The organism is Clostridium lundense DSM 17049 (assembly GCF_000619945.1).
Classification (GTDB): Bacteria; Bacillota; Clostridia; order Clostridiales; family Clostridiaceae; genus Clostridium_AO; species Clostridium_AO lundense.
The window spans coordinates 1-15,482 of the sequence record NZ_JHVC01000014.1; the positions used below are offsets into that span (position 1 = coordinate 1).

General features: G+C 28.0%; 12 protein-coding genes. All 12 read right to left on the minus strand.

Annotated elements, in window-relative coordinates; genetic code table 11:
* Window positions 1-228, minus strand: a 228-nt coding sequence (locus tag T514_RS0115350; RefSeq protein ID WP_027625581.1) for a transposase, incomplete at its 3' end; no start/stop codon positions are given.
* Window positions 229-590: 362 nt separating this feature from the next.
* Window positions 591-1,217: a hypothetical protein gene (locus tag T514_RS0115365; protein WP_027625582.1), complete on the minus strand. Its 627-nt coding sequence runs from the start codon at window positions 1,215-1,217 to the stop codon at window positions 591-593.
* Window positions 1,218-1,377: 160 nt separating this feature from the next.
* Window positions 1,378-1,695 (minus strand): hypothetical protein, encoded by a 318-nt coding sequence (locus T514_RS0115375; RefSeq protein ID WP_027625583.1) that lies wholly within the window; start codon window positions 1,693-1,695, stop codon window positions 1,378-1,380.
* A 389-nt stretch (window positions 1,696-2,084) separates the two neighbouring features.
* Complete coding sequence (locus T514_RS0115380) at window positions 2,085-2,543, minus strand: SAVED domain-containing protein (protein ID WP_027625584.1); 459 nt, start codon at window positions 2,541-2,543, stop codon at window positions 2,085-2,087.
* 295 nt (window positions 2,544-2,838) lie between these two features.
* On the minus strand, window positions 2,839-4,233 hold the full coding sequence (locus T514_RS24700) for an ATP-binding protein (protein ID WP_051542069.1): 1,395 nt from the start codon (window positions 4,231-4,233) through the stop codon (window positions 2,839-2,841).
* A 159-nt stretch (window positions 4,234-4,392) separates the two neighbouring features.
* Entirely contained in the window at window positions 4,393-5,031 is a 639-nt protein-coding gene (locus tag T514_RS24705; protein ID WP_051542070.1) for a phospholipase D-like domain-containing protein, read from the minus strand.
* 140 nt (window positions 5,032-5,171) lie between these two features.
* Window positions 5,172-5,315: a hypothetical protein gene (locus tag T514_RS26200; RefSeq protein WP_207640945.1), complete on the minus strand. Its 144-nt coding sequence runs from the start codon at window positions 5,313-5,315 to the stop codon at window positions 5,172-5,174.
* Between the two features lie 199 nt (window positions 5,316-5,514).
* Window positions 5,515-5,736, minus strand: a complete 222-nt coding sequence (locus T514_RS0115400; RefSeq protein WP_027625585.1) for a YdbC family protein — start codon at window positions 5,734-5,736, stop codon at window positions 5,515-5,517.
* Window positions 5,737-5,753: 17 nt separating this feature from the next.
* A complete protein-coding gene (locus T514_RS0115405) occupies window positions 5,754-8,702 on the minus strand; it encodes a type III restriction-modification system endonuclease (protein WP_027625586.1) in 2,949 nt (982 codons plus the stop codon).
* A gap of 12 nt (window positions 8,703-8,714) precedes the next feature.
* A complete protein-coding gene (locus T514_RS0115410) occupies window positions 8,715-10,574 on the minus strand; it encodes a site-specific DNA-methyltransferase (protein ID WP_027625587.1) in 1,860 nt (619 codons plus the stop codon).
* Between the two features lie 36 nt (window positions 10,575-10,610).
* Window positions 10,611-11,369, minus strand: a complete 759-nt coding sequence (locus T514_RS0115415; protein WP_027625588.1) for a DUF4391 domain-containing protein — start codon at window positions 11,367-11,369, stop codon at window positions 10,611-10,613.
* A gap of 8 nt (window positions 11,370-11,377) precedes the next feature.
* Window positions 11,378-14,632 (minus strand): helicase-related protein, encoded by a 3,255-nt coding sequence (locus tag T514_RS0115420; protein WP_027625589.1) that lies wholly within the window; start codon window positions 14,630-14,632, stop codon window positions 11,378-11,380.
* Between the last annotated feature and the right edge of the window lie 850 nt (window positions 14,633-15,482).

Genomic DNA, 15,482 nt, shown 5'->3' on the forward strand with positions numbered 1-15,482 from the left:
AGTTTTTTGTTTCTTTCCATTGCGTGCATTTTCTACATCAGTACGCTCATATGGAGAATACCCTAAATGGTTATCCATCTCAGCTGCAAGCATGCTTTCAATAGTACCTCCAAGAAGGTCTTTTAATGCGTCTTGAATGTCCTCAGCAGATTGAATGTCATACTCCCTAATTAAATCAGCAATAATATTCTTTTTTCCCTCTGTTAATCTTTCTTTTCTCTTACCCATAACAAAACAGCCTCCTATGATATTTATATTTTATCATAGAAAGCTGCTATATTTTGTAATTTACAGACTTTTTTTCACAGACTCAAATTTATTTTGTAACCATATTATTTTTTATTTTCTCTGCTTAAATTAAAACTTGTTCTGCTTCCCCATACTTTTCTTCCATAATTAATCTATCTGACTCTAAAAGAAAGTTACTAAATTTTTTTTGGTTATTATATTTAACTCCAGCCATAATACCTAATATTAATATAGAATCATTTAATTAATAAGTTTTATTGGTGGTACACCAGCACTAGTTTCATAAACCTTACCACTATTTATATCCACAAAATACCATGCTAATGTTGCTATGTGTGTCTTCATATCAACAAGTAGTTGTATATGATATCCATACATACCTTCAAAATTCTCCAATAATAATTCTTCATCACTCCGAGTACACAATGTTCTTTTAAATTGGCATCTTCTTTTAAATTGGGATTTTTTTTAAAATAAACATCTATTGCAAGATTTCGTGCTTGTTCTACAGCAAGCGGCTTTTTAACCTTTTCTTCTTGAATTCTCTTTTGTTCTTTTCCATAATTAATTTTTGAATTATCTATTTTAGCCTTTAACTCTACTGCTTGTTTATTACTACTATCAATTGTATTTATTTCATTTAATGCTTTATAGGCATCATTAAATTTATTTTCACTTAAATACTTTTCTAATACAGCAATTTTACTTTTTATCATTTCATTTTTACAAAATGTTATTTTTTCACTAGCCCTTTTCTTTATCTTTTCTGCTTTTGCATCTACTTTATTTAATTCCTTAATTGCCTTATCATACTCCTTTTTCTCAATTAATTTATTAGCATTCTCATAAATTTCATTTTGTGTCTTATATAAATTTAATAATTCTAGCTTTTTTGTTAGTTCCTCATTATTTTTTATTTTCTCTGCTTGAATTAAAACTTGTTCTGCTTCCCCATACTTTTCTTCCATAATTAATCTATCCGACTCTAAAAGAAAGTTACTAAATTTTTTTGGTTATTATATTTAACTCCAGCTATAATACCTAATATTACTATGACTATAATACCACTTGTGATAATTATTCTTTTCTTGTTCAACTTTAAACAGCTCCTTCTACACCTAATGTAGATTACATATCATGTGATGGATAATAAATTGAAAATATCTTTAATTTATTATCTTCTATCTTAAATTTAACTTCATTTCTTAAATATTCACCATCTATTGGCCATTGCAAATCAAAAATAATCTTTAATACTCCATTTTCTTCTTTTCTTTCAACAACTTTTATGTATTTATTCAGTCTTGAGGGATTTAATTGAGCATATATACTAACATACTGTTTTCCATTTATTTCAGTATATTTTTCTTCATTACATGTTGAAAATAATGTGGTTGCAACTAACGCCCCAGTTGCCATCAACACTTTAAGTCTCTCAATTTTCATGTTATTACCTGCATTTTAAATATTTGAGATTTAAGTTAATCATATCATGTTCTAATATTTTTTTGAATATGATATGATAATTATTGCAAACTCCCATAAAAATTCCAGAAAAAAACTTTACTTTCAATCAATTTAGCTATTAGATTTCCAAGTTATCTAAATTAATAACAATCTCGATCCCACAATAGCTCAGTCCCAACCAAACTATGCACACAATTGTTAATTAAAATAATATCATGCTACTTTATCTATCGTTTTTATATATGCAATATACCACCAGGTAACCAGCCCGTATAATTAAACTTTGATTATACTTTTATGAAATCTCTCTGCTACATTTTTTTCTAATAAACACAATAACTTATAATGAAGTTACTACAGAATATCCATTATGCAGTAGGCTTACTTTTTACTTCTTTTACCACAGAAATCTTTTTAGTAACATTAATTCCCCATAGGTATGTATCATTTTTATAATGAAATATTACTGTATCTTTATTCTGGGCTTTACTAAATTTAGTTCCCAATGCAAAAATAAATGCTCCTGATGCAGCGACGCAAATCTTAATCCGTGTTATGTTGAGATTCTTTTGAATTTCAGCTATATCAGATAAAGTTTTATTTGTATAATCATTATCCTCAAGAACGTTCTGTGAGTCAGCTTCTTTAATGGGCTGCGTTAGCTGTATCAATAAAAGTATTTTTCCACTCTTCGTTGAATCATTTTTTTCTTCATGTGATATAAATGTTAACTGGCTTGGCTCATTTTTTAACAAATGAAAATCATCATCAACAGGATTATCACGTCTTTTATGGAAAAACAATTCAAAATCCGTCGGTGGCAACATCGTGCGGGTTCAGGTCCCGCCTTCGGCACCATTTATATATCTATGTTTAAAGCACTTAGAATTAATTTTCCTAAATGCTTTTTTCTTGGTTTTGTCCTCCAAAAAAACAAAATATATTAGGACTTTTAAGGATATATTAAACTATAAGCTTTAAAAATTTATATAATAATGTTTTACAAAAATAAAACTTCTTAAGTTTTTAATTCTTAAGAAGTTTTTTACTAATATATCACTTTATCAATTTCTACAATTTTAAACCACTTGCAAAAATATTGGACTAATCTCATTAGGGTTACTACGGTACATAGAGAGGTTGTGTTTTTTTAGTTCTGATATTACGTTCATGAATGATTTTAACTAAATTACCTACTATTTTGTCCTTAAATTCTGTTGAATTATTTCCTAAACTTGATGACACATTTATAATTTTAACTGCACACGTTTCTAAATCATTTAGTGAATTTAAGGGTATTATGATTCCATCTTCTTTATGCATAGTACTTCCTATAGGTATCTTTGATATCTTTATATTATCTATTGAAACATACTCACTTTTAAGCAGATCTATTTCCTTTAAAATCTCAATGGCTTCTCCTAATATCTTTCTTTGTTCTTCATTTAGATCTTCTTTGCTCAAAAGCTCTTCTTCTATAATAACTGAATCCTCCATAAATAAATTATCTTCAGCTATATACTTTCTATATTTCTCTATATCTTTTTTAATTCTCTGAGATACATTAATTATTTCTGTATCTTTGCTTTTACAAAGTACGTCATATAATTCTTTATTATTTTGAATGTCTTCATTACCTATAAACCTTACATTTTTATGTTTATATTTATTTATAATATAATTACTGACTTTGACTAGTACAGTATTCCATTTTATCTCCGAATAACTATTATCATTATAAGTTCTTCTAAGTTGCTTTTCAAATGTTTCTAATACCTCTTTTTCTCTACTAATTTCAATAATCTTTTTTATATCTTCTCTGTAAGCATCTCTACTCACATACGCTCTTTCTCTATTAAGACCTTTTTTTAATTTAGAAGATATGTTTTTTATGTTATATGAAAATACTAAATTTCTATCCTCACTTATTTTCATTCCATTTATATAAATGTCAGCATTACTACTTTCTTTTTTTAAAATGTCACCATACTGAGTTTTCTCAATAATATTGCCTCTTTTACCATTATAAATTAAAAATTCTTTCTTAGCCTGCTCTATATATTCCTTTTTACATTTTTTAAGAGTAACCTCTGTGCCTTTAAAACATTTCTCATTATTTTCATATACATATACGTGTAATGTTTTAACATCTATTTTGTTACTCTTCTCTTGCATATGAAATTCAAATAAATATTTAGCTGTCCTAATGCTAACTTGAATACCATTATTATTAAGTACACTTAATGCATCTTTTAATCCTACGCCAAATTTTCCTATTACATTATTTTTAGTGTCCTTATTACCTCCCATCATAATAAAATTTTTCATTTCTAATCCTTTTCCAAAGTCTCTAATTATATATTCATCATCACTTTTATCTATTATTTCAATTTTACCATCATTTTGTTCATCTAATGCATTTGCAATTATTTCTCTTATGGCATAATAAATGTCCCAATCATTTAAATAATTTTCACCAATATTTAGATCAATAATATCTACTTGCTGTTTGTCCACATATATACCTCAAAAAATGCTTTCTAATACAATTATATTTCCTGTTACGCTAAATATTCTCTTACCTTAAAGTTTGCCTATATAGACTATATTTCATCTTTATTTAAATTAATTAAAGGACTTTTGTTCTTAATTAAACAAAAGCCCTTGTTTAAATTCTTATCCTAATTTATCATATATCTCGTAATCACTATAATATTCTGGATTGTTATAGATTTTTTCAAAACTATTTTTATACATTTTTGCTACAGTTCTGCTTTTAATTACAATCACATGCTCTAAATTATACTTTGCATTTTTACTCCAATTGTATGATCCATCTATAACTTTTTTATTATCTATAATACAGTATTTATTGTGCATTAAATTACTATAACTTTTATTTCCTCTTTTTGGTATAACTACTGTTTTCAGTTTATTGCACACATCTATTAATTTATAAATGCTTTTATTATTTTCCTTTGCTTCACTAATTATTACTTTAATATTTATTCCTCTTCTCTTAAGATCTCTTAATTCATCCATTAAAATTTCCGATGTAAACCACGCAACCGCTATGCAAATTTCTTCTTTTGTTTCCCGTATATTTTTTATTATTATTTCTTCTATATTTTCATCAAAAAATGTTACAATTATCTTTTCATTATTTTTTTCAGGAAGTACTATAATTTTTTCTTTTAATGCTACATTCTCTTCTTTTAACTTCTCAATTTCTTTTCTTAATAATTGTATGGTACTTTCTTCACTACTATTTTTTCTTAATGATAATTTAGACCTTAGCCAAGTTACTAGTCCCATTATCCACCTTCAAATTTAATGATATATTATATTTTATTTAGTGGACCAAATTTTATAACTTAAAGATATTTAAAAAAGCCATAGATTTAGGTTCGCTGGTTGTTGTCTTCTTTGTCACTCAACTTCCTAATAAATTCATCTCAGTCCTCATCATCAGCCACATCTTTTGCTTTCCTTAATACTACTCTAACTATTGGTGATACCATAATGTATTCTGTAAGATCAAGTGATATTGTATTTTTACCTTCTCCTGCTAAATCAAACATTTTATGTTTTTCATCCATTATCTACACCTTCTTACACAACATTATTTTCATATATACAATAACATAATTGTATATAAGTCAATTTCCTGTATCAAAAATGTATAATCGAAATACACCTTTTAAAGCTCCCAAAAACAAAATCTACCGTTGCTCTGCACCATATATGCTACAGAGCAACGGTAGATTCCATTAAAATAACTTTATGAGAATTTAACTTCTATAACTCCATCTCATTAAGCACATCTCTAAGCTTCTTCAATTCCTCTACAGTAAGTGTTACCCCTTTCCCCATCTTCTTATGTTCTACATCCCAATCTCTTAAATCATACTTTGGTTCTTTATCATTCCAACTAATTAAATTAAGCTCCTTCTTCCAGCCTTTTGATGATTCTGAAAGAACACCGCTTGTTTCTTTAATTTCAAATTTTATATCTGCCATAAATTTTCTTCCTCTCTTTATACATTTTCAATGAAGTTTTCAAAACTATCAGTTTCTCTAAAGATAGTATCATTCCCTAGAGCCTCAAAATGTTTATATCCACATTGAATCTTTCTATACTCTCTTTCTCTTAACTCTTCTGCTAAAATATTACCTTTAGTTTCTACTACGAAGTATAACTTCTCAATATTATCTTTTTCTATTAATACAGCCCAGTCTGGATTATAACTTCCTAGTGGAGTTTCTACTTTAAACCAATCTGGTAACTTTACATACATTTTTACACTATCATTATTTTCGAACTTTTTAGCAAACTCAGCCTCTACATCAGAATCATAAATTATATAGTCATAAACAGATTTTTTACTACCAATCATATTCTTTGATAAGTATCCACTTAGCTCTTGAGTTTCAAATAACTCTTGAGCATAAAACTCATCATCACCTATTTTTTCATACTTAATACCATCAACTATCATTAACCTCATTTTTCTTTTTATTATACTTGCTACTTCATCCATAAACTTCTGAGGATTCTTCTTAAAATCATCTAACCTTCCTGATTTCTTAAGCATCTCTACTAATGTTCTTCTAGTTAGGTTTGTTTGATTTTGTAAGAAAGTAATTATGTCAGGTAATACAAAATTAGGCTCTTCTATATCAATACTATATCTATTATTTTCTTCTGTTAGCATTCCAGCTTTAGTTATATCTACTCCTGCTTTTGAATAAACTAACTTAGCCTTACTAATATTAAGAGTGTTTTTTATTTCTTCTAAACACTTTGTTATAAGCTCATTAGAATCAAAATGTACTGAATATGTTGTCTTATATTTTATTCTGTCCCATAATTCCTTAAATTCTGGACTTAAATATCTCATTTTATTTAAGTTTGCAGGCTTCTTATCTTCTGCATTCTTTACATTTAAATTACCCGCTAACTTTTTAAGGTTAGCAACTATTTGAGTTTCTATTACTTTAAATTCTTCTGGTATATCTACCTTTTGCTCTTTTAGTGCTGTCCTTAGTGTATCTGTTATTTTACCTTTATCATCTATATATTTATATTCTTTTAAATGATTAAATATCTTTTCTGAACCATCTTGCTCCAAATAAGCAGACTCTCCATTTTGGATAATAATAATATTAGCAAAACTATGCTTTTCAACAATACCAAATCTAATGCCTTCATCTTCTTCATATTCATTTTGCAGCTTTCTAGCAAAATCCTCATAACTTTCATTAGCCATTACAGTTAAAGTATTTACACCAAAACCATATACTCTTTCGCCATCTTGATTAACTGCTAGCCTAAGCCCTCTACCTATTTCTTGTCTCTTTTTTGATTCTGATTTAGTCTCATTTAAAGTGCATATTTGAAATACATTTGGGTTATCCCACCCCTCTTTTAAAGCTGAGTGAGAGAATATAAACTTTAATTTTGTATCAAAACTTAATAACTTTTCTTTATCTTTCATTATTAAGCTATATGCATCCTCATCAGCAGCTGTTGCCCCATTAGTATCTTTTAATGCTCCTTTTTTATCCTGAGCAAAATATCCATTATGAACTAGTTCAGCATCTGTTTCTACATCCACATCATTAAATAATGTTTTATACTTAGGATTTACTATAGCTTTTTTATATTCTTCTTCAAACCAAATTGCATACTTTCCTTTTTGTGGATTACCATCTTTATCTATAAATCTATAATTTGCAACTTTATCTATAAAAAATAGACTAAGTACCTTAATTCCTTGTTTTTTTAATCTAAGCTCTTTATTTAAATGCTCTTCAATAGTTTTTCTAATTTGAGTTCTCTTGATTATATCATCATCAATTTCACCACGAATTTCCCCTAATCTTATAGGCTCATGGCCTACAAAAGAAACATATTCATCTCCTTCTTTAGCATTTATCTCTGTAATTTGATAACCTTGATATACATCTCTTCTTCCTGATAATTCGTATAAATCATCTTCTACCTTATATTCTTTTGCAACTCTAACTATTGTTCCTTTTTTAGCATCCCATTTATCAATTTCAATTTTTGCTTTAATTGGAGACTTTTTATTATTTACACTTATAAGCTTTATATATGCTGCATTATTATGGTCTTTTGAAATAACACTAGCAACTTCTATTTGCTTTACTAATTGTCTTTCGTAAGCATCAACAGCATCAAGTCTAAACATTAAATTATGTTTATCTTTATGTGTAGCAGAGTATCCAATAGTGCATAAAGGATTTAATGAATTGATAGCCTCCATAGATTTTTCAGTACTTGCCGCACTTTGAGGCTCATCAATTATAACTATTGGATTAGTTTCTTTTATAAATTCCAACGGCTTAACTCCATTGGTTTTTTCATGATCCATATTTATAATATTAGTATCCTTATTAAAGGATTGAATTGTCATTACCATTATTCTTATATTATCACTTGTAGCAAAATCTCTAATAATATCTAACTTTTTAGATTGATATTCATAAGCTTTGAATATTACATTATCATAAAGACCTTTAAAATGCTCTGTCATAATATCTATAGATTTAACAACACCTTCCTTAATAGCAACAGATGGAACTACAATTATAAACTTTGTAAATCCATACTTTGCATTAAGTTCAAATATTGTTCTTAAATATACATAAGTCTTACCTGTACCTGTTTCCATTTCTATAGTAAATTTGTAATCATTTTTACCTAAATCAGCTAACGTTGAAGGTATTAATCCATTTTTAAGCTGAATTTCTCTTACATTTTTTAAGATATCCTCTTCATCCAGCTCTAATTTATTACCTATACCTAAATCAGTTATAAGCTTACCTTCAGTACCAGCTTTATCAGTTAAAGCCGATACTGTAAAGTTTGACTGTGCTGGAGTTTGTCCATTAAAAATATTTACTATGGAAGAGATACTTTCTTTCTGATAGTCTAAATCTGAATTGAATTTTAACTTCATTAAGTTCCCCTCCTATATGCTCATTATTTCACTTATATTATTTCTCTTTAATATTTCAATAGTATTTGTTTTTACTGAATCAGTTTTAAATCCATTATCTTTAAATACTACTCTAGTTGTTTCAGGATTTAATTCATTCTTTAAATCCACAATACCATTAACAACATCTAAAGTAATTTCATCATCTAAACAAATAATTAAAGCTCCAAATCCAATACTAAATACTTTCTTTCCACTAACTTCTCTCACTTCAATAGGATATGTTAAATCAATACCATACTTTAGCATAATTTCATAAACTACATCTTCTTCTGTTCTTCCTGGAACAAAGTTATCCACTATATCCTCTAAAGTCATTTCAACATTATCATATTGAGGATTCCATGGTTTAATATTAGAAGAATCTAACTTAAGAACCTTAAAACCAATATCTAAATCCTCAATGCCTTCTTTATCCTTGTTTTCTGAAACTATCTTATCTCCTGATCTTTTAATACGTTCCTTTCCAATTTCGCATATGTTTTTATATCCATCACTATATGCTACTGATTTTTCATTTGTTTTTTCTGGAATCTGAACCATTATAAATTTGTTTAATTTCTTATTATCCATATTAAACTGCATAATAGCTTGTGCTGTTGTAGCCGACCCTGAAAAGAAATCTAAAATAATAGAATTATCATCTGAATATAATTCTATTATTCTTTTTATTAAATCCACTGATTTTGGATAATCAAAATATGCTTTGTTATCAAAAAGTTCTTTTAATTTTTGTTTTGCATCTTGTGAATGCCCAACTTCGGAATATTTCCATATGGTCATTGGAGTAACACTATCTTTAACCTCAGATAAAAACCTTTTTAATCTCGGAACATTATTTCCATCTTCTCCAAACCAAATTCTATTATCTTTTAAGAATTCTTCATATCTCTCTCTTGTAAGCAACCAGCAACGTCCATCTGGTGGCATTATTCTTCTTCCCCCTGGAGTTACAATCTCATAAACTTTTTCTTGTATTGCAGGTCCAACTGAAAAATTATCTGATTGCCAAGGTCCTCGAACATCGTTATCTGGATTTTTATATCTTGCTAATCCCTCATTCCCTCGTGGTAACCCATTGCTAACTAAGGCACTTAGATTCTTTGCATAAGCTATAATAAAATCATGATTCTCTGAAAAATGTTTCTTTAAATTAACAGGTGCAAAAGCCCTTTCCCATATTACATTAGCTACAAAGTTTTCTTCTCCATAAATTTCATGACATATTTTTTTTAAATTATCAACTTCACAGTCATCTATACTTATAAATATAGCACCATCTTCTCTTAATAGATTTTTTGCCAACCTCAATCTAGGATACATCATATTTAACCAATTAGTATGATACCTTCCGCCAGCCTCTGAATTGGTGGATGTTTTATTTCCCTCTTCATCAACTTGTCCTGTTATAGCTAAATAATTTGAAAGATTATCTTTATAATCATCTTTATATACAAAATCATTCCCTGTGTTATATGGAGGGTCTATATATATCATTTTTATTTTATTTTGATAACTCTTTTGAAGTAATTTTAGAACTTCTAAGTTATCCCCTTCAATATATAGATTTTCTGTTGTATCCCAATTTTTACTCTCTTCTTTACATGGTCTTAGTGTTCCCCTAGATGGAGTTTGCGCCATTCTTATAGCCTGTGATTTCCCATGCCATTCAAATCTATATTTTTCTTCTTTATTCTCAATGTAATTACCTAAAACCTCCTGTAATCTTTCAAAATCTACTTTATCCTCACAGAACACCTCTGGGAATATTTCTTTTAGTTTTGATACATTTTCTTTAACTATATCTAAACTGTATGCATTTATTTTTTCCATTATGTTTTCCTCCTAACATTATGAGTAGAGTCTTATTTATGCTTTTAATTTTTCAATTAAATTATTTCTTTTTGATTCTATTCTCTTTATCTTTATATTTATATCTACTCTTTTATTAAAATGCTGCTCTTTTTTTAACTCTGCCCTTAACTTTTCAATCTGACTATTTAAACTTTCTATTTCAGTATTTAAAACATTTACTTCTTCTATATCTTTATTTTTTAAATTATCAAAATCACCTGTAATAGATGATACATTAAAAATTTTAACTTTCTCTACAAAGCTATAATAAAATTTATATATGTTTATAAAAGAAAAATCTCTTATGTTTAATGAATCTAAGAATTTTTCTTCATTTTCATTTAAGTTTGAAAAATTTATCCATGAACTATAGATATAATCTTCAACCATATTCTTGCTAATATCAACTTTATTAATCCTTTTACTAGCTGCATTTAGAAGTATACTCTCATCTTTAGCAAATATTAAAACCAAAGGATATGGTATGGTGTTCTGTATAATTTCCGCTATTCTCTTATACTTTTTATCCTCATTTAATAATACCTCAATAACAGCTATTTCTTCATAATCTAACTCATCTGTTTTGTACCCTTTTATATTTAAGTTTTCTTCTTTAAATGAATATTTCCAAACTATCTTCTTAATGTGATTGGTAAATATCTCCTTATCAGAACTATTCATGTTGGCATTTTCATAAAACAACTTTTTAAATATAGTATTACCAACCTCACAAGCTGCTGGTATATTCATTTTTTCATATAGTTTACTTACCATAGTCCCCCCTATTTAATAATTAAAAATGATACTAACTCAAAATCTTCAATACCTTTAAATAAGCTCTTCTGTATAGTTGTTCCACCTTTACTAAATAAAGAGGCAACTCCTTTTTCTTCTTTCTTTCCAATTATATTATCAATAGCATCTTCTAAAAGACTAGAATATTTCTTCATATCTCTTCCATCATTAGTTTCACTATTAAAAGCTTTAACTATTTGTGTTAATACTTCTTTTTTACCTAAACATAATTTTCTATAAAAATCAAGTATCTTCTTTGTATGAATGTAATTATATCTAACAGTTCCATCCTCATAAACATAAACCATATAATAAGGATATAAAGAATTATTCTCCTCTGGCTTTGCATTATGATTCACTTGTTTTAATGTAAATATAACCCCTGGTTTTATTTGCTCTTTTAATTCTTCCTCATTAATAGTAGAAATTGCATACATACCTAATGGAGCTTTTTCTAACTCTACTTCATGAGCCTTCATATATTCCATTAAGTCCATTTTAAAATCATTCATTGTAAGGTCTGTAATAGAGATTCCCCCTGAAATATCCTCTAAATCTACAACCTCATCTTGTAGCTGCTTTAATTGTTTCTTTCTATACTCTAAGTCATTCATTTTAGTTTTTCCACTATTATCAATAATATTTTCTTCTCCTGTGGCTGAAATATCTAAAAGCATCATCCTACCTGTAACTCTAGCCTCAAGGTTTATATATTCATCTAGTTCCATATTAGGCCAAAAGTTAACTAGTTGTATAACGTCATTTCTTGAACCTAATCTATCTATTCTACCAAATCTCTGTATTATTCTAACTGGATTCCAGTGTATATCATAATTTATTAAGTAATCACAATCCTGTAAATTCTGTCCTTCTGATATACAATCTGTGGCTATTAATACATCTATTTCTTCTTTCATATCTGGAAAAATCTTTTCTCTTTCCTTTGATTTAGGTGAGAAATTTGTGAGTACTGCATTTAAATCCTTTTTATTTACTCCTAAAAGAGTACATTTATTATCACCAGCACCTGTAACTAAAGCTGTATCCAACTTAAACTCATCTTTAATCCATGGAGCTAAACTTTCATAAAGATAATTTGCTGTATCTGCAAAAGCTGAGAATATAATCATCTTTTTATTTCCTTCATTTAAAGGATTATTAATCTTATTTATTATCATTTCTTTTAAACTATTTAATTTAGCATCCCTATTTTTAACTACCTTGGCCGCCTCTAGAATAAGTTCTTCTAACTTCTTTTTATCATCTTCTAAATCCTGTTTCCATTTAATTAAATCCATATCTTGAATAAGAACTTTAACTTTATTTCCTATTAATGAATCCTCTAATCTATCATCATCAATTTCAATATCAGCTATATTTAATGATATATCAAAATCCATTTGTTTTCTTTGGATTTTTTCTAAAGTATAATCTATTTGCTTTAAAAGTTTAGCTATAGTAATACCAAAAGAGTTAATTGAACTCTCCATTCTTTTTAATATATTTACCCTCATTAAGCTAATCAAACTTTGTTCTCTATCCACCTGTCTAAATACAGATTGTCCACCTTTTACAGAAGTATCGTATTTTCTATCATATTCAGCTCTTTTTTCTGGCAATACATATTTTAATGGAGCATATGTACTTAGATTAAGATTTCTAATAACTTTATTTATATGCTCTAAACTAGGGAACTCATTCATTTCATCAATATTTGATTTAATATTAATAGGTTTTAATCTTTTGGGGAATTTTCCAATTTCAGCTACATCATAATACTTTTCAATGTGTTTTCTTGACCTTGCTATTGTTACTGTATCAAGCAGCTTAAAATAATCCATATTCATCATTTCCATAAAAGTATCTAATGTTCTTTCATTTTCTTCCAACTCTGTCCATTTATTAAATACAAGCTGTGCTTTTCTTAGGGTTAACTCAACATTAGTTATTCCCTCTGATTCAAATGCATTATCTCTTCCCTCTGTAATAAAGTTGATTTGATTCTTAAGATCATTCATCCTATTATTTACTGGTGTAGCTGATAGCATCAATATTTTTGTTTCAGCTCCACTTTTAATAACATCATTTAATAACTTAGAATATCTTGTCACCTTTTCATTTCTAGCATTATTATTTCTAAAGTTATGTGATTCATCTATAACTACTAAATCATAATTACTCCAATTTATAGTCTCTAAGTTAATCTCACCTGAATAACCTGATTCTCTACTTAAATCAGTATGATTTAATACATCATAATTAAATCTATCCTTTAATAAGATATTTCTTTTATCATTTAAAGTATAGATTGTCCAGTTTTCTCTTAATTTTTTAGGTGCTAATACTAGTACTCTATAATTTCTAAGCTCATAATATTTTATAACTGCTAATGCTGAAAATGTTTTTCCAAGTCCTACAGAATCAGCAATTATACATCCACTATGTTTTTCAATCTTATCTATGGCTCCTATAACTCCATCCTTTTGGAACTTATATAACTTATTCCAAACCTCAGTTTCTTTAAATCCTATTTTAGTTTTAACTATATTCTCTTCTGTTATCTCACCTAAATAGTCTTTAAATATATTATATAAAGTTACAAAGTATATAAACTCAGGGGTATTTTCTTTATATATAAGTTGCATCTTCTCTAAAACCTTTGTTTTTACATCTTCAACTAAACTATCATCTTCCCATATATTATTGAACATTGTAAGGAATTGACTAGTATACTCTTTTCCATACATACATGTATTCATGTCCATTCTATTAGATGGCGAAAAACCTAAGCCATCTGTTGTAAAATCAACTGTTCCATTTATCGATATATTGTCATCTTTGTTTTCTATATATATAAGTCTTTGTTGTGCTGGATTTGGCTTTTTAAGTGATTTCAATTCAACCTTATTCTTAATCCATTCAGCACATTCTTTTGCTACACTAGCTTGATTCATCTCATTTCTCATTTTAATTTCAAATTCATTACCTGATATCTTATTTTCAGATGTTCTGTCAATAAAATATTCCCTAACTAATTCTTTATCTTTCTTTACAAATGTTGGTTCAGTAAATAAAAACCTTAGCTTGTCAATCTTATTTAGTTCTCTACTCAATTCCTTGTAGGAAAAAATTGTAAAATAGGCTGATATTATTGATAATTTTGAATGAGTTTTTATACTTTTTTTAAGTTCTTCTCCTACTTTGCCAAATTGTTTATTATCCAATATTTTAGGTTGCTGCATCCTAGATCACCTCGTGTGTAAGTTTATCATCGAAAACATTTACAATCTAATGTTTTTTATTGCCAAAAATAGCAATGCACTATAATTATAATACTAATTATTACTATTTTCCATTAGATTAGACAAAATAATTATTTGTTGATCATATCTTGCAGAACATATAAAACATAGGAAGGACATACTATTTCCAAAGCAGCCTTTTCCTTCTGTTCGTATCTCCTTCCTAAGGAGCATTAGGTTCCTTACTTTTCTGTGGCCGTACTCTTTGGTAGGCGTAAAGAACCTTCCTAGTATTCCTCTAGGGTCCATCCAACTTCGCCAAACACGCCGTTTCAAAAAACTTAAACAAGCCATTAAGGCTGGTCTAAATTCTAGAAACTTATCCGATGACTATCATCCGTAATACTTTCTTTTTGTATAAGTAGAATACACTGTAATTATATAGATTCACCAATTTAACTGTGCATAACGGCTGCTATGTCCCTGGATAAGTTCTTCTAATCTTCAGCTGGAAAAAGTATTCCTTAAAAGCAAATTCCATCTGAAGACAAGAATCACTTGATGTTTAGCTAAATTGGATTAGAATAATCCTAAATGGAGGCTCCCTCCAAACCTCCCATAAGTATTCCTTTCCTGTCATTGTAAAAAGGTACAAACCCAACAGGCATTTTATATCCTTAACGCCTGCTGGTTTTGTACCTTTTTCTATTACCGTAAGTTTTCTAAATACCAAGTGCTAGTACAAGCCATTACAAGCTTTCTTGAATCCTAAAAGCTAGCGAGGCTTGTACTAGCACCATATGTTCCAACTACCATTATTAATATTTCAGTTATAGCTAACACTAAATAA

Excerpts from the sequence above, each read along its gene's own strand:
- T514_RS0115405 (WP_027625586.1), bottom strand. The coding sequence starts at position 8,702 with ATGAAGTTAAAATTCAATTCAGATTTAGACTATCAGAAAGAAAGTATC.
- T514_RS0115415 (WP_027625588.1), bottom strand. The coding sequence starts at position 11,369 with ATGGTAAGTAAACTATATGAAAAAATGAATATACCAGCAGCTTGTGAG.
- T514_RS26200 (WP_207640945.1), bottom strand. The coding sequence starts at position 5,315 with ATGGATGAAAAACATAAAATGTTTGATTTAGCAGGAGAAGGTAAAAAT.
- T514_RS0115375 (WP_027625583.1), bottom strand. The coding sequence starts at position 1,695 with ATGAAAATTGAGAGACTTAAAGTGTTGATGGCAACTGGGGCGTTAGTT.
- T514_RS0115420 (WP_027625589.1), bottom strand. The coding sequence starts at position 14,632 with ATGCAGCAACCTAAAATATTGGATAATAAACAATTTGGCAAAGTAGGA.
- T514_RS24705 (WP_051542070.1), bottom strand. The coding sequence starts at position 5,031 with ATGGGACTAGTAACTTGGCTAAGGTCTAAATTATCATTAAGAAAAAAT.
- T514_RS0115410 (WP_027625587.1), bottom strand. The coding sequence starts at position 10,574 with ATGGAAAAAATAAATGCATACAGTTTAGATATAGTTAAAGAAAATGTA.
- T514_RS0115380 (WP_027625584.1), bottom strand. The coding sequence starts at position 2,543 with ATGTTGCCACCGACGGATTTTGAATTGTTTTTCCATAAAAGACGTGAT.
- T514_RS0115365 (WP_027625582.1), bottom strand. The coding sequence starts at position 1,217 with ATGGAAGAAAAGTATGGGGAAGCAGAACAAGTTTTAATTCAAGCAGAG.
- T514_RS0115400 (WP_027625585.1), bottom strand. The coding sequence starts at position 5,736 with ATGGCAGATATAAAATTTGAAATTAAAGAAACAAGCGGTGTTCTTTCA.